The following is an 18,966-nucleotide window of genomic DNA, read 5'->3' as shown; positions in this document are numbered from 1 at the left end:
ATTTCGAAGGTAAAACCCTTCTTCTGGCTGAAAATAATGATCGAAATCAAATCTCCAAAAAATTCATTCATTTACCAAAAATCAGATTTAAGGTAATTTCTTGAATAGTGCAAAAATTATATTTCTGCCCAGAAGAAAATACTAAACCATCCGACTGTAATTGTGCAACCTTTTATACAAAATTTTTTTATTAATTTTTTATTTGTTCAAAGTCTCATTAAACAACTAGGCTTAAATAAAGGGTTATAAATGAAATGGCAGAAAGATTTAGTCAAAAAAATTTAAGAGTAAGACCAAGTTCTGATGAAGAGAAAATTGTAACAAATGCAAAAAAACACTTCGAAAAGACTTTGGTTGAAATATCAGGCGAATTAGTGGGAAGCGTTGCTGCACTAGAACACCCAACAAAAAATAAAAAATTAAATTATGGAGAAATATTTTTAAGAGACAATGTTCCCGTAATGATTTATCTCATTACCCAAAAACGTTACGAAATTGTCAAAAAGTTCCTAAGTGTATGCCTTGAGTTACAAAGCTCTAATTACCAAACACGTGGCGTATTTCCTACTAGTTTCGTTGAAGAAAATGGACAGCTTATTGGAGACTATGGTCAGAGATCAATAGGGAGGATTACTTCAGCTGATGCAAGTTTATGGTGGCCCATTTTATGTTGGTATTATGTCAACAAAAGTGGTGATTATGCCTTCGGAAAAAGTCAAAGCGTTCAAAGAGGTATTCAACTTCTACTAGATCTAGTTCTACATCCAACATTTGAGGGTACTCCAGTACTTTTTGTTCCAGATTGCGCATTTATGATTGATAGACCTATGGATGTATGGGGAGCACCTCTAGAAGTTGAAGTTTTACTTCATGGATGTTTAAAAAGTTGTATTAACTTAATGGAATTAAGTAGAGCGGATCATGTTAGTAGACTTCTAGATCAAAGACTTATTCTTACAAATCAATGGGTTAAGGATTTAGGAAGTTTTCTTTTAAAACATTATTGGGTTACTAGCCAAACAATGCAAATTTTAAGAAGAAGGCCAACTGAGCAGTATGGAGATGATCAACACTTCAATGAATTTAATGTTCAACCTCAAGTGGTTCCCTCATGGCTACAAGATTGGTTAGAGAATAGAGGTGGTTACTTAATTGGAAATATAAGGACAGGAAGGCCTGACTTTCGATTTTACAGTTTAGGCAATTCTTTAGCATGTATGTTCGGAGTACTGCCTCCTGAAGAACAAAGAGCTTTATTTAGATTAGTTTTACATAACAGACAGCATTTGATGGCTCAAATGCCTATGAGAATTTGTCATCCTCATATGGACGTTGAAGAATGGCAAAATAAAACTGGATCTGATCCAAAGAATTGGCCTTGGAGTTACCATAACGGTGGTCATTGGCCCAGCTTACTTTGGTTTTTTGGTACAGCTGTCTTATTACATCAAAAACATTATGGTTCTGACGATGTGATTCTTATGGAAGAAATGAAATCTTTAATAGAGGAATCATACTGGTGTCAACTTAATCAATTACCTAAGCAAGAATGGGCAGAATATTTTGATGGACCTACAGGTACTTGGGTTGGGCAACAATCAAGAACATATCAAACTTGGACAATTGTTGGATTTTTATTAATGAATCATTTCTTAAGAAATGAATATAACGATCTAGATATGTTTAAAATTTGAGTCTAAAATAGGCCTAAGGTTAGTGATTTATCAATTGGTAAACATGCCCCAATACCAAGATATATTGTTAGAAAAGTTCCGAATAAGAAGACGGACATTGCTATTGGTCTTCTAAATGGATTAGAAAATTTATTAACGTTTTCGATAAAAGGTAAAATCATTAATCCGAGTGGGATTAATGTTTGAAGTGCAATACCCAAAAGTTTATTAGGAACAACCCTAAGTATTTGGAAAACTGGATAGAGGTACCATTCAGGAAGTATTTCCAAGGGTGTTGCGAAGGGATTAGCTTTGTCTCCCAACATTGCAGGATCAAGAACTGCTAAACCAACTACACAGGCAATAGTTCCTAAGATAACTACCGGGAAGATATATAATAGATCATTTGGCCAAGCTGGTTCACCATAATAATTATGGCCCATACCTTTAGCTAATTTTGCTCTTAATTTTGGATCAGATAGATCTGGCTTTTTTAACGTAGACATATGGAAAACTAATAATAATTTAAGTATAAGAGTTTATAAAGGACCTGAAATACCCTGTTTACGAATCATTAAAAAGTGCATCAACATGAAAACTGCTAATGACCATGGCAATACAAAAGTATGGAGACTGTAAAATCTGGTTAAAGTGGATTGTCCAACACTTTCTCCACCTCTAAGTAGTTCAACCATAAAGTCACCAATTATTGGTATTGCAGCTGGGACGCCTGAAACAATCTTAACTGCCCAATAACCTACCTGATCCCAAGGCAGGGAGTATCCCGTTACTCCAAAAGCAACAGTTATAACTGCCATTACAACACCTGTAACCCAAGTTAATTCTCTTGGCCTCTTAAAACCTCCGGTAAGGTAAACCCTAAAGACATGAAGAATTAACATCAAAACCATCATTGATGCACTCCACCTATGCACAGATCTAATTAACCATCCAAAACTTACATCGGTCATTAGATAACTGACTGAACTATAAGCTTGTGTAACTGTTGGCTTATAGTAAAAAGTCATTGCAAAACCTGTTGCAAATTGAATTAGGAAGCATACTAAAGTTATGCCTCCTAAACAATAGAAAATATTTACGTGAGGGGGTACGTACTTGGAAGTTACGTCGTCAGTTATGTCTTGAATTTCAAGCCTTTCTTGAAACCAGTCATAAACAGATGAAGAATTCGCCATCCAAAAAAAAATTAGCTTTGATATAAAGAGCTTACTTAAAATTCTTATACTTGGTGTTAACACTTAACCCAATGAATTCATCTTTTAACAAACTTTTAACATTCAAAACTGTGATCACTGCATCAATGATCATCATTATTTCTATAAATATTTTGTTGATAGAAAGAGTGGATGCTCTCAGTGATAGCAGGCAATTAGTACTTGACGCTTGGACCTTGGTCAACGAAGGTTTTTATGATCCAGAAAAGTTTGATGAAATCCAATGGAAAAGAATTAGACAAAAAACATTACAGAAACAAATTGAAACAAGTGAAGAGGCTTATTCCGCAATTGAAGACATGTTAAGACCTCTAGAAGATCCCTACACGAGAGTTTTACGTCCAAAAGATTATGAACTACTTAAATCAAGTAATTTCGGGAGTGAAATTAATGGTGTTGGGCTTCAATTAGGTGAAGATGATGACAATAAAGTTAAAGTTATTTCTACACTAGGGGGTTCACCAGCTGAAGAAGCTGGAATAGTAAGCGGGGACTTGATAGAGACAGTGGACGGAATCTCATCAGAAAAATTAGGGCTTGCAAGTACAGCCTCTAAGTTAAGAGGTGAATCAGGGACAAAAGTTTTAATTGAAGTATCTTCGGAATCAGGAGAAATTAGAGAAGTCGATCTAGAGAGGAGATCAGTCGATCTCAGACCTGTTAGAACAAAAAGATTAAGAGACGATTCTCACACAATAGGATACCTAAGGATAACTCAATTCAGCGAAAGCGTACCCAAAAAAGTTGAAGAGGCACTTCAAGAATTAAAAGAGAAAGAGGTTGAGGGCTTAATCCTGGATCTTAGAAATAATTCAGGGGGACTAGTAAGCTCAGGTATAGCAGTTGCAGACTCATTATTGAGTGAGAAACCTGTAGTCGAGACAAAAGATAGAAATGGAATCAAAGATGCAATTATCTCTCAAAAAGAGACATCATTTGATGGACCAATGGTGACTTTAGTAAATAAAGGTACTGCAAGTGCCAGTGAAATACTTGCTGGTTCTTTAAAAGATAATGAGAGATCAATTCTTATGGGCGAACAAACTTATGGGAAAGGCTTAATTCAATCCCTAAAAAGCTTGGGAGAAGATAGTGGTATTGCCATAACAGTGGCTAGTTACTTAACTCCCAAAGGTAATAATATTCAAGGCCAAGGTATTACTCCTGACAAATTACTTGATCTGCCGGATGCAAGTGATTATGGAAGTACTGAAGATAAATGGGTGAGGAATGCAGAATTATTTCTGGGTTCGCTTTTAGAAAAAGGAGAAGTTTCAGTTCAAACAATTGAATTAAACAATGAAGAAATCAAATCTTTAAATGGCTAAAGATTGAAAATAAAAAATCCTAAAAATATGAGTATTAAAAGAATTTTTCATGACCCGATTCATAAAGAGATAGTTTTTGATGGAGGAAAGCCAGAAGAATTAATGATTATGGAATTAATTGATACAGTTGCTTTTCAAAGACTGAGAAGAATAAAACAACTGGGAGCGGCATCATTACTTTTTCATGGTGCAGAATCGAGTAGATTTACTCACTCAATTGGTGTTTTTTGTATAGCAAGAAAAATTTATAAGAGATTAATTGAAAGTAAATCTTCATTTTGTGAAAATAAATTTGTTCTTTATGGAGCAGCTCTACTACATGATCTAGGTCATGGACCTTTAAGCCATACCAGTGAAACAATATTCAAGCATGATCACGAACAATGGTCTGAAAACTTAGTTAAAAATTATTCTCCAATAAATTCAATCCTCAAAAAATATGACAACGAATTACCCAGAAAAATTAGTGAATTATTTCAATCAAAACAACTATTTTCAAAACCTCTAAAAACATTGATAAGTAGTGAGATAGATTGCGATCGCCTCGATTATCTTTTACGCGATAGTTACAATACAGGTACTAATTATGGCTTAGTAGATTTAGAGAGAATAATTTCAGCTCTTACCTTTTCACCTGATGGGAATATCGGAATCAAACCAAAAGGAGTTATTGCTATTGAGCATTTCCTTGTACTTAGAAACTTGATGTATAGAACAATCTACAATCACAGGATAAACGAAATATCAACATGGATTCTGGAGAAAATTTTATACACAATAAAACATAATTACGACAAAAAAATTTGGTTAGATAATTCTCTAAATAAATGGATTTTTTCACCTTCAAAGATTGATTTTAATGATTTCATAAGGAATGATGATATAACCTTTTATTATCATTTGATGAGATGGAAAGATGAACCTTTTGAGCCACTTTCTACACTATGTAAAATGTTTATTGATAGAGACTTATTAAAGGCATCAGATATAAGTTTTTTAAGCAAGATAAATAGATTAAAAATCCTTGCATTTGCCACAAAATTATGTGAAAAGAATGGTTATGATTCAGAAATATTTTGCGGGATTAAGGAAAGGTCTTTTAAAGGTTTTGAATCTAACAATGCACTAAAAATATGGGACGGCACTTATCAAAGCTCATTAGAAAATAGTTCTGCATTGATAAAAACTTTAATGAGATCTGAGGAAAGCTCCTTTATTATTTATCCAGGTATGATCAAAAATGAAATAAAAAATGAAATTTCATTAATAAAAAACAATTCCTAGATTTAATTCAATGGAAATCGTTTTAGAAAACACTAAAAGTAAATATTTAGAAATTTTTTCTTTGTTAGATAAAGATAATATCAATGAAACTTTCAAAAGATTTTCTTCCATCAAGGGGCCTTTAGAAGCAAAAATTATTGCAATCAATGAATCAATAAGTTCTCATCAATTATCAAAATTAAAAAATCATTTTGACAAAATAAATATTTGTTCCTTATGCATTTACTCAAATAATAGAGATACGATACTAAGTGGAAAGTACTTAAAAATAGATTCAGTCTTTAAAAAAGAGCAAGAGATTAAAAATAAGTTACTATTATTCAATTCACAAAAGAAAGACGATATTCTTCACAAAGGAACAGTACGATCGGGTGAAAGAATATCTTCAAATGGAAACCTATGCATTATTGGAGATGTTAATCCAGGAGCAATAGTTTCAGCTAATAAAAATATTTACGTTTGGGGCAAATTACTAGGGATCGCATTCGCAGGGAAAAGTGGCAATAAAAATGCCTCTATTGCATCACTTTATCTAAACCCTTTACAGTTAAGAATTGCTGATGTGATAGCTATTGGGCCAAAGGATAAGCCTAAAAATTGTTATCCAGAAATTGCTGTCATATATAAACAAACGATAATTATCAAACCACATCTAATCGAAAGTAAAAATTAATCAATCATTTGCAATAAATTAATTCAAACTAGATAAATTTAAGAATTACTTAATATTTAAAATATTTAACTTTCTACAAGTGGCTTTATTATTTGGAAAATCCATAAAATCGTGGGGAAAAATACTCGCACAATCTTAATTTGTTCAGGCAAAGGAGGGGTTGGTAAAACAACTTTAACTGCAAACCTAGGGATAGCACTTGCCAATAGCGGAGCAACAACTGCTGTTTTAGATGCTGATTTTGGCTTAAGAAATTTAGATCTCCTTCTAGGATTAGAAAATCGCATTATTTATACGGCTCAAGATGTTCTAGATAAGAATTGTCGTCTTGACCAAGCATTGGTTAGACATAAAAAAGAACCTAATCTTGCTCTTCTACCTGCTGGAGATCCAAGGATGTTGGATTGGATGAAGCCCGAGGATATGAAAAAAATTAGTGAGCTACTAAGTGAGAACTTTGATTTTGTGTTAGTAGATTGTCCCGCAGGTGTAGAAGATGGCTTTAAAAATGCTCTTGCAGCCTGTAAAGAAGCTATTGTTGTTACTAACCCAGAATTATCCGCAGTGCGGGATGCGGATAGAGTAATAGGGATTCTTAATACATCAGATATAGAGCCTATCCAACTCGTAATCAATAGAGTTCGCCCAAACATGATGGCTAGTCAAGAAATGTTATCTATCGAAGATGTTCAAGGAATCCTTTCTTTGCCTTTGTTAGGTATTGTTTTAGAAGATGAACAGGTAATAATAAGTACAAATAGAGGAGAGCCACTGACACTAACAGATGGAAGATCTCCTGCAAAAAAATGTTATTTGAATGTTTCTCAAAGACTTACAAATAAAGATGTACCAATTATCGATCCCAAAAAAGAAGGCAAAAGTCTTAAAGATAAATTCATCAGATTAATGCAAACAAAGGTTTTTTAAAATGATGACTCTCAGAGATCTTATAAATAAATTACTAGGCAGAGAAACTTCTAGTGCAAATACAGCAAGAGAAAGATTACAACTTGTACTTGCTCATGACAGGGTTGATATGAGTTCCTTAACAACTGATCTTTTAGATAAAATGAGGAAAGAGATTCTTGATGTTGTTGCTAAATATGTTGAAATTGATTTTGAAGAGGTTGCAGTAAGTTTAGAGACTGAGGATAGAATGACCGCATTAGTTGCCAATTTACCAATAAAAAGAACCATTTCAGGAGAAATAAAATTCAAAAAAACTGATAAATCTGATAAAGCTAATAAAGATATCAAAAAGTAATAAATTTAAAAAATGCTAAAAAAATACTGATAATTGACCCTCCCTAATTGTAAGATGAAGTGATTGCCGGCTTAGCTCAGCGGTAGAGCAGCGCTTTTGTAAAGCGAAGGTCATCAGTTCAAATCTGTTAGCCGGCATTTTGATTTAATTAATTCTGTTCGATATTATTTGCTGAGAATAAAAAGATTAAACCCATAAGAGCAATGATAGGAAACAATTTTATTTCGAGAACATACTCTAAAAAAAATGCAAAAGGTTCAAATATCCAATAAGTTAAAAATTGGATTAATAAAACAAAAAATAATAATAAAAACATTAATACAATTCCCCAACTAATACTTCTCCTTCTCTAATCAGTCTCCAATCTCCACGTTTCTTCCAGAATATTATAGTACTTGCTTTTTCACTACTTTTTTCCCATGGAATAGGCCCCAGAATGTCTACAGAAGGGAAGTCTAATCCAACACCTTCAGCTGTAATTGATCCTTTGAAACCTGAAATATTTGCACTTGAAGTTAACAATGGGCCTGTAACTCTTAAAAGAGATTGTGCCATATATGAATTTGGAATCCTCAACCCAATAGTAAGATCATTGCTAGTTAGGTTTACAGTCTGCTTTTCTGAAGCAGGAATAACAATTGTAAGAGCTCCAGGCCAATATTTTGAAGCTATATTTTCATAATCTTCTTTAGCTGATTCATGAACATAATCAATTAAATGTTCATGTTCTGATCCCATAAGAATTAAGGGTTTGTTTCTATCTCTTTTTTTAAACTCATAAATAATATTTGAAAATTTTGGTAAGCATCCAATTGCTGGTAAGGTGTCGGTAGGGAAAATTATAGGTAACCCACTTTGAAGAGTATTTAAAGCTGATTTACAGTTTATTAAATTCATTAAGAATATTACCAATAATAATTTATTTATATCTTCCAATGGTAAACCTACCAATACCTGAAAGATCTTTCACAATTTCTATTGATGTAAATTTATTTTTAATAAGTAGTTGTTTTACTTTTTCACCTTGATCAAAATGATTCTCCAAAATTAGCCAGCCCTTGTCTTTTAAATATAATGGTGCTTTTTGTATTATTTCCCTAATATGTTTTAAACCATCTTCGCCGCCTAATAAAGCAACTTTAGGTTCGAAATTTTTAACTTCTTTGGGTAATTTTTCATAAGTATCTTTAGGAATATATGGCGGGTTTGAAATAGCAAGGTCTATTTTTCTTTTAAAAGTTTCAAGAGGTGACCACCAATTTCCACAATAAAATTTCAAATTTGATTGTTTAGAAGAATTTATATAATTTTTAATGGCTATTTCTAATGCGTCTTGATCTATGTCAGTTGCCACTCCTTCGCTCAATGGATAAGCCAATGCCAACGCAATACTTATAGCGCCAGATCCAGTTCCTAATTCAGCAAAAAATAATTTCTCTGACTTCCTTCGAAATATATTGAAGACAATATCTACTATGAGCTCTGTCTCTGGTCTGGGAATAAGTACTTTATTTGTAACTTTTAATTTTAAATTTCTCCAAAAAGTTATTCCGCAGAGATATTGAATTGGGCAAGATTTTAGTAAATGATCATCCCAAACAGATTCTAAAAATTCTAGGTTTTTTTTTAAATATAAGTTTCCTTCAGGATTTATATTAAACGAGTTTAGATCACTAGTTGATATACCGCCTAAAGAATCTAGTAAAAGAGATAGAGATTGATGATCTCCCCCCTTAGAAAGTTGCTTTTTTTTCCAAAATAAAAATTCTTTTACAGAAATGCTAAGCATTTATAAAAGCTTTAGCGTTTTGGGCCAAGCTTTCCTTTACCAGATTCTGAGTAGAAGCTTGATTTTTCTCCATCTTGAGTAGAAATAAATAAACCTATAAGGAATATTGTTGGCACCCCTACAAATAAAAGGCTAGCTACGAATCCGAAATTAGTTGTTTCCATTTAGATGACAGTTCTATTAGGTATTAAGACTATAGACATATAACTTGAAATAAAGTGGAAAAATAAACAAATTTTTATCAACTAATTAACAGTCTTAAACAATTAGCGAGGTAATTTTTTATTTTCGCTATTTTTTTTAAGTTCTTCCAAATTTGAAGGTGGAGATTGTGGTTTCGTTAAAATGACTGTAGATGATTTTATTAATGTTTGGCATGCAAGTCGCCAATTCTCAGGTCTATTTTTGAGTTTTTCTTCTTCAACTGATGTAAGAGGGCTTAAAGAATTTTTGCTTCCTCCTTCAACTGAAATAAAACAAGTACTGCATTGCCCTGCGCCTCCACAATTTCCTAAAATTCCTTTTAATCCATAAAGTTGTAAGTTCTCTTTCATTACTAATTCTCTTAAATTCTCACCAGGATTACATTGAACCTCTAAATCCTCACGGATAAATCTGATAGTTGCCATTTTTTTAGTTATTTTTCTTATTTTGGCGTTTTACTTTGAGAATTGTGACCAAAATATTAACAATTTTTAGCATAAAATTCCTTGTAAATTCATTTCAGCAAAGCGATTTGCCCATTTTTTGCAAGAAAATAAATTTATTTACAAAAATCCCTCAAAGACTAAAAAACCCTTACTATCGTGATGTTTAGCTGTTTATTCAGCATAGTTACTAGAAATTAACCGATGGGATTGCCTTGGTATCGAGTTCACACAGTAGTCATCAATGACCCAGGTCGACTACTTGCTGTGCATCTTATGCATACTGCATTATTAGCCGGCTGGGCCGGTTCTATGGCTCTTTACGAATTAGCCATTTTTGATCCTTCTGATGCTGTTCTTAATCCAATGTGGAGACAGGGAATGTACGTTATGCCTTTCATGGCAAGACTAGGCATCACAAGTAGTTGGAACGGATGGGATATTACGGGTGCTACAGGCGTTGATCCTGGATTCTGGAGTTTTGAAGGGGTTGCAGCGGCACACATAGTATTTAGTGGACTATTGATGCTCGCCTCTATTTGGCACTGGACATACTGGGATTTGGATCTATGGGAAGATTCAAGAACTGGCGAGCCTGCTCTTGATTTGCCAAGAATATTCGGAATACACCTTCTTCTAGCTGGACTAACATGCTTTGGTTTTGGAGCTTTTCATTGCGCAAACGTCGGGATTTGGGTTTCAGATCCTTATGGTTTAACTGGTCATGTAGAGCCTGTGGCCCCTTCCTGGGGAGTAGAAGGATTTAATCCTTTTAATCCTGGAGGAATAGTTGCTAATCATATTGCTGCTGGACTAATGGGTATTATTGGAGGTATTTTTCACATAACCAATAGACCTGGAGAAAGACTGTATAGAGCATTAAAACTTGGAAGTCTTGAAGGAGTTCTTGCTAGTGCTCTAGCTGCTGTACTATTTGTATCTTTCGTTGTTTCTGGAACAATGTGGTACGGTTCAGCGACAACTCCAGTTGAGTTATTTGGACCTACCCGATATCAATGGGACTCAGGCTATTTCAAAACTGAAATTAACAGAAGGGTTCAAGCTGCTATTGATGATGGTGCCACCAAAGCTGAGGCATATGCATCAATTCCAGAGAAGTTAGCCTTCTACGATTACGTAGGAAATAGTCCTGCTAAAGGGGGATTATTCAGAGTTGGAGCTCTTGTTAATGGTGATGGTTTACCAACTGGTTGGCAAGGTCACATTTCTTTCCAAGACAAAGAAGGTAATGAATTAGAAGTTAGAAGAATACCTAATTTCTTTGAAAACTTCCCAGTTATACTTGAAGATAAAGAAGGTAACGTTAGAGCAGATATTCCATTTAGAAGAGCTGAAGCAAAGTATTCATTTGAACAAACTGGCATAACTGCAACTATCTATGGAGGAGATTTAAATGGACAAACATTTACTGATCCTGCGGTAGTTAAAAGGTTAGCTAGAAAGGCGCAGCTTGGAGAAGCATTCAAGTTCGACAGAGAAACTTATAAATCTGATGGTGTATTCCGAAGCTCCCCAAGAGCATGGTTTACATATGCACATCTATGTTTCGGATTGCTATTCTTGTTTGGCCACTGGTGGCACGCTTCAAGAACTCTTTACAGAAATTCCTTCGCTGGAATTGACGCTGAGATTGGTGACCAAGTTGAATTTGGTTTATTCAAGAAGCTTGGTGACGAATCCACAAGAAGAATCCCAGGAAGGGTTTAAACTAAACTTTATTACTTAATCTTATGGAAGCTTTCGCTTACGTTCTTATTTTAACTCTCGCAGTTGTTACCTTATTCTTTGCTGTCGCCTTTAGAGATCCCCCTAAATTCGATAAAAAATGATGTTATTAAAAAAACCTCTTTAACAAGAGGTTTTTTACTTTTCATAATCAGGATGTTACTCTACTATTAGAGTTACAGTTCACCTTATTTCACCACATGCAGTGTCCAACCTGTCAAAACACAGATAGCAGAGTTTTGGAATCAAGATCTGCTGATAGTGGTAAAAGTGTTAGAAGAAGAAGAGAGTGCTTAAATTGCAGCTTTAGATTTACAACTTATGAAAGAGTCGAAACAATGCCAGTTTCAGTTATAAAGAAAGACGGTGGCAGAGAATTATTTGATAAACAAAAATTATTTACTGGCATATCAAGGGCATGCGAAAAAACTAACTTCAGTAGTGAAGCAATTATTAATTTCGTAGATGGAATTGAATCACAAATCGTTCAAGACTCTAATAAAGATATTAAATCTTCACAAATCGGAGAATTAATCCTTAAAAATCTTAGGAAAGAAAACGAAGTCGCCTATATAAGATATGCCTCAGTTTATAGAAAATTTAATGGTGTAAAAGATTTTATTTCTACTCTTGAATCTCTAAAAGGAAGTTCAAAAAACCAATTAGCTTCAATTTCATAAAATTCAGCATCTTAAAGTGTAGAATACATAACACAAATGTTTTTTGCTATTGGTTTGCAGGCTAATAGCATTCCTTTCTAACTACCTTAGGTAGTCTGCGACATAACAAATGAACGAAAATTCTTCCCAAACCATTAAAGAACTTTCTGAAGAACAGGAAATTAAAAATTCATCTGAATTAAATAATGATTCAGCATCCCAAAATGAGGAAGATTTATCATTCGAGAAGAGCGAAATTCCCTCAGCAGATTCTTCCTCTAGCAGAACAAATACGGATTTTGACAACGCAGGATTCACACAAGAAGAATTTGCATCACTTTTAGGAAAATATGACTATAACTTTAAGCCTGGCGATCTTGTTAAGGGTACCGTTTTTGCTCTAGAGCCTAAAGGAGCCATGATAGATATAGGGGCAAAAACCGCTGCTTTTATGCCTGTTCAGGAGGTTTCAATTAATAGAGTTGAGGGACTTTCTGAAGTTTTACAACCTTCAGAAAGTAGAGAATTTTTTATAATGAGTGAAGAAAATGAAGATGGCCAATTAGCCCTCTCCATCAGAAGAATTGAATATCAAAGAGCATGGGAAAGGGTTAGACAACTTCAAAAAGAAGATGCAACTATATATTCTGAAGTTTTTGCAACTAACAGAGGCGGAGCTCTTGTCAGAGTAGAAGGATTGAGAGGTTTTATCCCAGGCTCTCATATAAGTGCTCGAAAAATTAAAGATGACTTAGAAGGTGAATATTTACCTTTAAAATTTCTTGAAGTTGATGAAGAGAGAAATAGATTAGTACTAAGTCATAGGAGAGCCTTGGTAGAGAAAAAAATGAACCGACTCGAGGTAGGCGAAGTTGTTGTTGGCTCGGTAAAAGGTATTAAACCTTATGGAGCCTTTATTGATATTGGTGGAGTTAGTGGTCTATTGCACATTTCTGAGATTAGTCATGAACATATCGAGACTCCTCATAATGTTTTAAATGTGAGTGACCAAATGAAAGTCATGATAATTGACCTTGATTCAGAAAGAGGACGAATTTCATTATCTACTAAAGCACTTGAACCTGAACCAGGCGATATGCTAACCGACCCTCAAAAAGTTTTTAATAAAGCTGAAGAAATGGCTGCCAAATACAAACAAATGTTATTTGAACAGACTGACGATAACGAAGAGAGCTCGACATCTTCATCTGAAAAATTATAAATTCGCTTATTTATTTGGTGCAAGAATAAGCGGAACCTAAGCCTAACTATTTTTTACGGATATTTTTTAATTTACAATGATTGATTTGTAACGATATTTTAATTTAGGATAAAGTCTAATTTGAATTTTTATTAATGAGTGATTTCATTTTCACTTCTGAATCCGTAACTGAAGGTCATCCCGACAAAATATGTGATCAAATTAGTGACGCTGTTTTAGATGCTTTGTTGACAGAAGATCCAGAAAGCAGAGTTGCATGCGAAACTGTAGTTAATACAGGTCTTTGTTTACTTACTGGAGAAATCACTTCCAAAGCAAAAGTTGATTATATAAAACTTGTTAGAAATGTAATTAAAGAAATCGGATATGAAGGTTATAGAGCGGGTGGGTTTGATGCCAATAGTTGTGCTGTTTTAGTAGCCCTTGACGAGCAATCGCCAGATATTTCACAAGGAGTAAACGAAGCAGATGATGTTAACGATGATTTGGAAAATAATACCGGAGCTGGTGACCAAGGCATAATGTTCGGCTATGCGTGCGATGAGACGCCTGAATTAATGCCCTTACCGATTAGCCTAGCTCATAGATTAGCCATTCAACTTGCCAAAGTGAGGCATGAAAATGTTATTAATTACCTTCTCCCTGATGGAAAAACTCAAGTAAGCATTGATTACGAAAAAGGGTTACCAGTCTCAATTAATACGATTTTAATTTCAACTCAACATAATCCTGAGATTGATGGAATAACGAATGAAGAAGAAATTCGTCAAAGAATAAAAGAAGATTTATGGACGCATGTTGTAATTCCTGCTACTGAAGATTTACAAATCAAACCAAACATTAGCAAAACAAGGTTTCTAGTAAACCCCACGGGAAAATTTGTCGTAGGCGGTCCACAAGGAGATGCGGGGCTCACTGGCAGAAAAATTATTGTAGATACTTATGGTGGATACGCAAGACACGGAGGAGGGGCATTTTCTGGCAAAGATCCCACAAAAGTAGATAGATCAGCCGCTTATGCAGCACGTTATGTAGCTAAAAGCATAGTTAAGGCGAAATTGGCAAAAAAAGCAGAAGTACAATTAAGTTATGCAATTGGAGTAGCAAAACCAATTTCCATTCTCGTGGAAACTTTTGATACAGGTGTTATTTCACAAGCTAATTTGACTGAGCTAATTAAAGAGCACTTTGATTTAAGACCCGCAGCAATAATAAAAGAATTTAACTTAAGAAATCTACCAAAAAAAATGGGAGGCAATTTTTTTAGAAAGACTGCATCCTATGGACATTTTGGCAGAAGAGATCTTGATCTTCCATGGGAAAATGTAGAAGCCAAATCAGCCCAATTAGCAAAGGCTTCCAAGATCTTTTAACAAAATATTTTTCTATGCCTGAAAATTTTTATGGAGGGTTAGATTTTGGAACCAGTGGTGCAAGAATATCAATAATTAACTTTCATAAGAAATTAGTATATTCAAATTCAGTTCCTTATTCAAACAGCTTTAAAAATCCAAATTCTTGGATCAATTCTTGTGAGAATCTCTTAGCTAGTTTACCTATTGAAGTGAAAATTAACCTTCATAAATTGGCTATCTCAGGCACGTCAGGGACTTTGACAGCATCAAATTTTCAAGGAGATCCTTTAGGAGAAGCAATACCTTATGACCAAGCATGTAGCGACAATAAGATCCTTCTTGAATCCTTAACTTCTGGAGAAGATCATCTACGAACTCCATACAGTAGTCTTGCTAAAGCATTAAAACTAATAGATAAATATGGGGCAAATATACTTTTACGTCATCAATCTGATTGGATCACTGGTTGGTTTTTAAAAGATTGGACTCATGGAGAAGAAGGAAATAATCTAAAACTTGGTTGGGATCTAAAAAAAGAATCATGGCCAAAAAGCTATCTCAATACTTCATGGCAAAAATGCTTACCGCAAATAATAAAAAGTGGAAAAATTCTTGGGCAAGTGAATTTTGATTTAGCAGAGAGATTAAACTTGAATAAAAAATTAATATTAATCTCAGGAACCACTGACTCTAATGCAGGTTTAATAGCTGCAGGTTTAGGCAAAAAAGATGGTCTCACTGTTTTAGGAACGACTATTGTAGTTAAAAAAATTATTGATAACCCTATAAAAAAACAAGGAATTACAATTCATAGAGTAAACGGCGATTGGATATGTGGAGGAGCATCAAATTCAGGATGCGGTATCTTGTCTCAGTTCTTTTCTGATTTAGAAATAAAGGAGCTCAGTCGGCAAATTAATCCATCAAAAAATACTTCTTTAAATCTTTTACCTCTTAATAGTAAAGGAGAGAGATTTCCTGTTAACAATGCTAATTTAAAGCCGATACTTGATCCAAGGCCAGTAAGCGACTCACTTTATTTACATGCATTATTCGAGGGGCTAGCCAAGATCGAACTGAAAGGATGGGAAAAACTAGGTGAACTAACAGGTTCGCTTCCAAAAAAAATTATTACTATTGGTGGAGGTTCAAAAAACCCACAATGGAGGCAAATAAGAGAAAAAATTATCAATATACCAATAGTTTCATGTAAAAAAACTACTTCATTTGGCACTGCCTTATTAGCGATTAATGCAAAATAATATTTTTTGGGATATTTGATGAAGATATAAAATTTTTAATGAAAAGGGTTTCACAAACTACACATCGTAATTTAGAGTATATAGGTTAGAGCCGGGATAGCTCAGTTGGTAGAGCAGGCGACTGAAAATCGCCGTGTCCCCAGTTCAAATCTGGGTCCTGGCACCTTTAAAACCCCTTCTATGAAGGGGTTTTATACTTTCAAATCATTGAGAACTCGTTATTTTTTTGTATTTTTTTTATAACTTAAAATTTTTAGTTTTCGACTCTGCAGACTTGACCAATAACACCCAAAATCAGTTTATCTCCATTAGGATCTTGCCAATTAGCTAAATCATTGAAATTACTATTTGCTTCATCTATTGCGACATCAACATCTCTAAATGATTTTTCAAAACAATTTATATCCATTGTATAGAGAATATCTTTAGTAATTTCACTTTTTGTTTTGGGAATAAATTTACTCAATACTCTTACAGAACCATCCTCATTCCTTTTTATACTTTGCCTATCCCATAACTGCTCTCCGTATTCACTTTTAGGGACTCCAACCCATTCATGAGGCAAAGCTTCTGATTTTTTTATTGAAACACAAAAGAAAACGATAGTAGAAAGGACTAAATTAATGATATTTCTAAAAAATATTGAATTAACTTTTTTCTTAGAATTAATCATGACTACTTATGGAATACAAATTTTTTTATTAGTAGGAAATATAAGATTAAAAATTTGTAAAAATTTTTATTGATTAGTATTTCTATTATAGATAGAATCAAATATTAAATTAAGAATTTACTTCCAATAAATTTATTAGAAAAATAATGAATAAAATACAGAAATTTCTCTCAGTAGTTTTTTTTATAGCAATATTTGTAGTATTGATTTATTTAATCCAAAATTATGGGATTGAACCTCTAAGGAACAAAATAGAAAGTATGGGGATTTGGGCTCCTTTTGGAATATTCATACTCAGAGGAGTAAGTATTATTTTACCTGCCCTTCCAAGTTCAGCTTATTCTCTGCTAGCTGGTTCATTACTAGGATTTCAAAAAGGTTACATGACAATAATCTTTTCTGATATCGTTTTTTGCCAAGCTGCTTTCTTTATCGCAAGAAATTATGGTCGGGTTCCTGTACGTAATTTAGTAGGCCCGAAAGCAATGCAAAAAATTGAAAGTTTCAATCAAAACCAGCTAGAAGAAAATTTCTTTCTTATGACAGGTCTACTAATGACTGGCCTTTTTGATTTTCTAAGCTACGCAATTGGTATTGGAGGAACTCGCTGGAAAATATTTACTCCTGCATTATTAATAAGTCTTCTAATCAGTGACTCTATTCTAGTAGCAGTAGGAGCTGGAGTGAGCCAGGGAGCAGGATTATTTCTAGGGATTGCTCTATTGGGAATGTTTGCTTTAGCGACTATTTCAGGATTAGCAAAAAATAAAATGCCTAAATAACAAAACAGTTGATAATTCTGTTATCAAAGAAGAAAGATATGACATTTTCGCAAACAATAACTATATAAATAATGATTCATGCAAGAATAGAAATCGATTAATTTTTAAAGTTATTAGATGACTCCATTTAGACCAACTTCATATGATCGCCCTGGAGAACAAATATCAACTACTCCTTCTGGAATAAAAGTAACTTCTGCAAAGAGATTAATGGTGGATTCAATGGTAAGAATGATACAAAAAGCAGAAAATCATTCCGTAGAAGATAAACTTGACGAAGAATCTAACAATAATTAATCAATTCATTGATAAAAGTATAGGAGAGTGGAAATCTATTAGAAGTACTCACACTTTAGCTTTTCAGGAATTTGAAAACTCAACTAGTAAAATATACATAAAACACATCAAGAAAAAAAATAAAAAAGTCGTTGAAGTTTTTAAAAATTATAAATTTAGTTTAAACCTTGAGAGCATAGCCATTTCTATAAACTGGCAAGCTATTAGTGATTGGGACAATGATGATATCAGTGAGGGAGATGAAACTATTCTGATTTTTTTACCCAAAGATGAAAATTCAGGAATTGTTTTAAGAAATAAAGGTTATACAGAATCCTTTATTTCATCATCAAATTATTTTGTTGATGAACAAAATAATTTACACATTAAAACTATTTATAAATCAACAGTTTCCGAAGAAAGAATTTCCTTTTTATCCACTCATGTAAGATCCAGATTTTCTACTATAAGAAATCTGGAAAATAACTCAGTTATACAGACTTCTCATACTTCAGAGATAAGGAATTTAGCTAGTTTAAAAGATTAATTATCCTTTCAAATTGAAACTCTGTTTCAGATATTAATTTAGGAAGAAAGCCTTTATTTCCAGGCATATTATGTACTGTTGAATTCAAATCAGAGATTGTTGCATCTCGCATTAATTGAAAAACCCTTCTTGCATTTCTTAAAGGTACCCCAAGAGCAAGATAAGTATTTTTAAGATCTTTCAAACAACTTTTTTCTAAAACTGATTCGTCATTAGAAATTAAAAGATAAGCAACAATCCTTAGGATTATTTCTCCATCTCTTAAACAAACGGACATCTTGTTAGTTGTATTTAAAGATATTTTTGAATTAAGTGAATCTTGATTTTCGCAAATCATTGCTGTTACAGCATCTGCTGCAATTGCATGTGAATTATTGGTTATTGAGGTTATTGCATCTAATCTTGAGTTTGCAATATTAATAAATTCTTTTATATTGCTTAAATCATTTAATTTCTTATCGGCTGACAATAGTTGATTATTCTTTGAAACTGACATTCCTGAAGTAAAAATTTAAAGACAGACCTTAAGAATAATACAAAGCTAGTAAAAA

23 protein-coding genes and 2 tRNA genes are annotated in these 18,966 nt (G+C 33.5%); 17 read left to right on the top strand and 8 right to left on the bottom strand.

Annotated features, from left to right (window positions below; translation table 11 throughout):
- The first annotated feature begins 254 nt into the window (after positions 1–254).
- Positions 255–1,694 carry a glycoside hydrolase 100 family protein gene (locus EW14_RS01820; protein ID WP_011817813.1) on the top strand — a complete coding sequence of 480 codons (1,440 nt, stop codon included), beginning with the start codon at positions 255–257 and terminating at the stop codon, positions 1,692–1,694.
- A 2-nt stretch (positions 1,695–1,696) separates the two neighbouring features.
- Here the strand turns inward: EW14_RS01820 and petD are convergent, their stop codons facing one another.
- The gene (gene petD / locus EW14_RS01815) at positions 1,697–2,179 is read right to left on the bottom strand and encodes a cytochrome b6-f complex subunit IV (protein ID WP_002808353.1); all 483 of its coding nucleotides are present in this window, start codon (positions 2,177–2,179) and stop codon (positions 1,697–1,699) included.
- A 33-nt stretch (positions 2,180–2,212) separates the two neighbouring features.
- Positions 2,213–2,869 (bottom strand): cytochrome b6, encoded by a 657-nt coding sequence (gene petB / locus EW14_RS01810; RefSeq protein WP_012007118.1) that lies wholly within the window; start codon positions 2,867–2,869, stop codon positions 2,213–2,215.
- 71 nt (positions 2,870–2,940) lie between these two features.
- Here petB and ctpZ point away from each other — a divergent pair, with 71 nt between their 5' ends.
- From ctpZ to EW14_RS01780, 6 genes are all read left to right on the top strand, one after another.
- Positions 2,941–4,236 carry a carboxyl-terminal processing protease CtpZ gene (ctpZ, locus tag EW14_RS01805; protein ID WP_042849818.1) on the top strand — a complete coding sequence of 432 codons (1,296 nt, stop codon included), beginning with the start codon at positions 2,941–2,943 and terminating at the stop codon, positions 4,234–4,236.
- Between the two features lie 27 nt (positions 4,237–4,263).
- A complete protein-coding gene (locus EW14_RS01800) occupies positions 4,264–5,520 on the top strand; it encodes an HD domain-containing protein (RefSeq protein ID WP_042851279.1) in 1,257 nt (418 codons plus the stop codon).
- A 10-nt stretch (positions 5,521–5,530) separates the two neighbouring features.
- Positions 5,531–6,193, top strand: a complete 663-nt coding sequence (locus tag EW14_RS01795; protein ID WP_042849817.1) for a septum site-determining protein MinC — start codon at positions 5,531–5,533, stop codon at positions 6,191–6,193.
- 111 nt (positions 6,194–6,304) lie between these two features.
- Positions 6,305–7,120, top strand: a complete 816-nt coding sequence (gene minD, locus EW14_RS01790; protein ID WP_042849816.1) for a septum site-determining protein MinD — start codon at positions 6,305–6,307, stop codon at positions 7,118–7,120.
- Position 7,121: 1 nt separating this feature from the next.
- Positions 7,122–7,457 (top strand): cell division topological specificity factor MinE, encoded by a 336-nt coding sequence (gene minE, locus EW14_RS01785; protein WP_042849815.1) that lies wholly within the window; start codon positions 7,122–7,124, stop codon positions 7,455–7,457.
- 65 nt (positions 7,458–7,522) lie between these two features.
- Positions 7,523–7,594 (top strand) — tRNA-Thr (locus EW14_RS01780).
- A 178-nt stretch (positions 7,595–7,772) separates the two neighbouring features.
- Here the strand turns inward: EW14_RS01780 and EW14_RS01775 are convergent.
- The 4 genes from EW14_RS01775 to EW14_RS01760 all read right to left on the bottom strand — a co-directional run bounded on the left by EW14_RS01775 (position 7,773) and on the right by EW14_RS01760 (position 9,875).
- Positions 7,773–8,354: an L-threonylcarbamoyladenylate synthase gene (locus tag EW14_RS01775; RefSeq protein ID WP_042851278.1), complete on the bottom strand. Its 582-nt coding sequence runs from the start codon at positions 8,352–8,354 to the stop codon at positions 7,773–7,775.
- Between the two features lie 22 nt (positions 8,355–8,376).
- Positions 8,377–9,246, bottom strand: coding sequence for a peptide chain release factor N(5)-glutamine methyltransferase (prmC, locus tag EW14_RS01770; RefSeq protein WP_042849814.1), 870 nt, complete (start codon positions 9,244–9,246; stop codon positions 8,377–8,379).
- Between the two features lie 11 nt (positions 9,247–9,257).
- The gene (gene psbM, locus EW14_RS01765) at positions 9,258–9,410 is read right to left on the bottom strand and encodes a photosystem II reaction center protein PsbM (protein WP_042849813.1); all 153 of its coding nucleotides are present in this window, start codon (positions 9,408–9,410) and stop codon (positions 9,258–9,260) included.
- Positions 9,411–9,512: 102 nt separating this feature from the next.
- Positions 9,513–9,875, bottom strand: coding sequence for a 2Fe-2S iron-sulfur cluster-binding protein (locus tag EW14_RS01760; RefSeq protein ID WP_042849811.1), 363 nt, complete (start codon positions 9,873–9,875; stop codon positions 9,513–9,515).
- 222 nt (positions 9,876–10,097) lie between these two features.
- Here EW14_RS01760 and psbB point away from each other — a divergent pair, with 222 nt between their 5' ends.
- The 7 genes from psbB to EW14_RS01725 all read left to right on the top strand — a co-directional run bounded on the left by psbB (position 10,098) and on the right by EW14_RS01725 (position 16,300).
- The gene (gene psbB / locus EW14_RS01755) at positions 10,098–11,621 is read left to right on the top strand and encodes a photosystem II chlorophyll-binding protein CP47 (RefSeq protein WP_042849808.1); all 1,524 of its coding nucleotides are present in this window, start codon (positions 10,098–10,100) and stop codon (positions 11,619–11,621) included.
- Positions 11,622–11,644: 23 nt separating this feature from the next.
- Positions 11,645–11,743 (top strand): photosystem II reaction center protein T, encoded by a 99-nt coding sequence (locus tag EW14_RS01750; protein ID WP_032527597.1) that lies wholly within the window; start codon positions 11,645–11,647, stop codon positions 11,741–11,743.
- Between the two features lie 96 nt (positions 11,744–11,839).
- Positions 11,840–12,319: a transcriptional regulator NrdR gene (gene nrdR / locus EW14_RS01745; RefSeq protein WP_025922898.1), complete on the top strand. Its 480-nt coding sequence runs from the start codon at positions 11,840–11,842 to the stop codon at positions 12,317–12,319.
- Between the two features lie 109 nt (positions 12,320–12,428).
- On the top strand, positions 12,429–13,520 hold the full coding sequence (locus EW14_RS01740) for a 30S ribosomal protein S1 (protein WP_042849807.1): 1,092 nt from the start codon (positions 12,429–12,431) through the stop codon (positions 13,518–13,520).
- Between the two features lie 134 nt (positions 13,521–13,654).
- Complete coding sequence (metK, locus tag EW14_RS01735) at positions 13,655–14,893, top strand: methionine adenosyltransferase (RefSeq protein ID WP_042849806.1); 1,239 nt, start codon at positions 13,655–13,657, stop codon at positions 14,891–14,893.
- 14 nt (positions 14,894–14,907) lie between these two features.
- Entirely contained in the window at positions 14,908–16,137 is a 1,230-nt protein-coding gene (locus EW14_RS01730; RefSeq protein ID WP_042849805.1) for an FGGY-family carbohydrate kinase, read from the top strand.
- Between the two features lie 90 nt (positions 16,138–16,227).
- A tRNA-Phe gene (locus EW14_RS01725) sits at positions 16,228–16,300 on the top strand.
- A gap of 90 nt (positions 16,301–16,390) precedes the next feature.
- On the opposite strand, the gene EW14_RS01720 is transcribed toward EW14_RS01725, so the two are convergent.
- A complete protein-coding gene (locus EW14_RS01720) occupies positions 16,391–16,810 on the bottom strand; it encodes a hypothetical protein (protein ID WP_042849804.1) in 420 nt (139 codons plus the stop codon).
- 146 nt (positions 16,811–16,956) lie between these two features.
- On the opposite strand from EW14_RS01720, the gene EW14_RS01715 reads away from it, so the two are divergent.
- The 3 genes from EW14_RS01715 (at position 16,957) to EW14_RS01705 (ending at position 18,415) form a co-directional block, all read left to right on the top strand.
- Positions 16,957–17,592, top strand: coding sequence for a TVP38/TMEM64 family protein (locus tag EW14_RS01715; RefSeq protein WP_025880420.1), 636 nt, complete (start codon positions 16,957–16,959; stop codon positions 17,590–17,592).
- Between the two features lie 117 nt (positions 17,593–17,709).
- Positions 17,710–17,889, top strand: a complete 180-nt coding sequence (locus EW14_RS01710; protein WP_042849803.1) for a hypothetical protein — start codon at positions 17,710–17,712, stop codon at positions 17,887–17,889.
- A complete protein-coding gene (locus tag EW14_RS01705; RefSeq protein WP_042849802.1) occupies positions 17,864–18,415 on the top strand; it encodes a phycobiliprotein lyase in 552 nt (183 codons plus the stop codon). The genes EW14_RS01710 and EW14_RS01705 overlap by 26 nt, the downstream gene beginning before the upstream one ends.
- On the opposite strand, the gene EW14_RS01700 is transcribed toward EW14_RS01705, so the two are convergent.
- Positions 18,399–18,911, bottom strand: coding sequence for an R-phycoerythrin subunit beta (locus EW14_RS01700; RefSeq protein ID WP_042849801.1), 513 nt, complete (start codon positions 18,909–18,911; stop codon positions 18,399–18,401). The genes EW14_RS01705 and EW14_RS01700 overlap by 17 nt on opposite strands.
- Between the last annotated feature and the right edge of the window lie 55 nt (positions 18,912–18,966).

The organism is Prochlorococcus sp. MIT 0604 (assembly GCF_000757845.1).
GTDB lineage: Bacteria > Cyanobacteriota > Cyanobacteriia > PCC-6307 > Cyanobiaceae > Prochlorococcus_A.
This window is presented reverse-complemented; position numbering and strand designations above follow the sequence as displayed.

What these genes read in the sequence shown, in the direction of transcription:
- EW14_RS01820 (WP_011817813.1), top strand. Translation starts at nt 255, where the DNA reads ATGGCAGAAAGATTTAGTCAAAAAAATTTAAGAGTAAGACCAAGTTCT.
- petD (WP_002808353.1), bottom strand. Translation starts at nt 2,179, where the DNA reads ATGTCTACGTTAAAAAAGCCAGATCTATCTGATCCAAAATTAAGAGCA.
- petB (WP_012007118.1), bottom strand. Translation starts at nt 2,869, where the DNA reads ATGGCGAATTCTTCATCTGTTTATGACTGGTTTCAAGAAAGGCTTGAA.
- ctpZ (WP_042849818.1), top strand. Translation starts at nt 2,941, where the DNA reads ATGAATTCATCTTTTAACAAACTTTTAACATTCAAAACTGTGATCACT.
- EW14_RS01800 (WP_042851279.1), top strand. Translation starts at nt 4,264, where the DNA reads ATGAGTATTAAAAGAATTTTTCATGACCCGATTCATAAAGAGATAGTT.
- EW14_RS01795 (WP_042849817.1), top strand. Translation starts at nt 5,531, where the DNA reads ATGGAAATCGTTTTAGAAAACACTAAAAGTAAATATTTAGAAATTTTT.
- minE (WP_042849815.1), top strand. Translation starts at nt 7,122, where the DNA reads ATGATGACTCTCAGAGATCTTATAAATAAATTACTAGGCAGAGAAACT.
- EW14_RS01775 (WP_042851278.1), bottom strand. Translation starts at nt 8,354, where the DNA reads ATGAATTTAATAAACTGTAAATCAGCTTTAAATACTCTTCAAAGTGGG.
- prmC (WP_042849814.1), bottom strand. Translation starts at nt 9,246, where the DNA reads ATGCTTAGCATTTCTGTAAAAGAATTTTTATTTTGGAAAAAAAAGCAA.
- psbM (WP_042849813.1), bottom strand. Translation starts at nt 9,410, where the DNA reads ATGGAAACAACTAATTTCGGATTCGTAGCTAGCCTTTTATTTGTAGGG.
- EW14_RS01760 (WP_042849811.1), bottom strand. Translation starts at nt 9,875, where the DNA reads ATGGCAACTATCAGATTTATCCGTGAGGATTTAGAGGTTCAATGTAAT.
- psbB (WP_042849808.1), top strand. Translation starts at nt 10,098, where the DNA reads ATGGGATTGCCTTGGTATCGAGTTCACACAGTAGTCATCAATGACCCA.
- EW14_RS01750 (WP_032527597.1), top strand. Translation starts at nt 11,645, where the DNA reads ATGGAAGCTTTCGCTTACGTTCTTATTTTAACTCTCGCAGTTGTTACC.
- nrdR (WP_025922898.1), top strand. Translation starts at nt 11,840, where the DNA reads ATGCAGTGTCCAACCTGTCAAAACACAGATAGCAGAGTTTTGGAATCA.
- EW14_RS01740 (WP_042849807.1), top strand. Translation starts at nt 12,429, where the DNA reads ATGAACGAAAATTCTTCCCAAACCATTAAAGAACTTTCTGAAGAACAG.
- metK (WP_042849806.1), top strand. Translation starts at nt 13,655, where the DNA reads ATGAGTGATTTCATTTTCACTTCTGAATCCGTAACTGAAGGTCATCCC.
- EW14_RS01730 (WP_042849805.1), top strand. Translation starts at nt 14,908, where the DNA reads ATGCCTGAAAATTTTTATGGAGGGTTAGATTTTGGAACCAGTGGTGCA.
- EW14_RS01720 (WP_042849804.1), bottom strand. Translation starts at nt 16,810, where the DNA reads ATGATTAATTCTAAGAAAAAAGTTAATTCAATATTTTTTAGAAATATC.
- EW14_RS01715 (WP_025880420.1), top strand. Translation starts at nt 16,957, where the DNA reads ATGAATAAAATACAGAAATTTCTCTCAGTAGTTTTTTTTATAGCAATA.
- EW14_RS01710 (WP_042849803.1), top strand. Translation starts at nt 17,710, where the DNA reads ATGACTCCATTTAGACCAACTTCATATGATCGCCCTGGAGAACAAATA.
- EW14_RS01700 (WP_042849801.1), bottom strand. Translation starts at nt 18,911, where the DNA reads ATGTCAGTTTCAAAGAATAATCAACTATTGTCAGCCGATAAGAAATTA.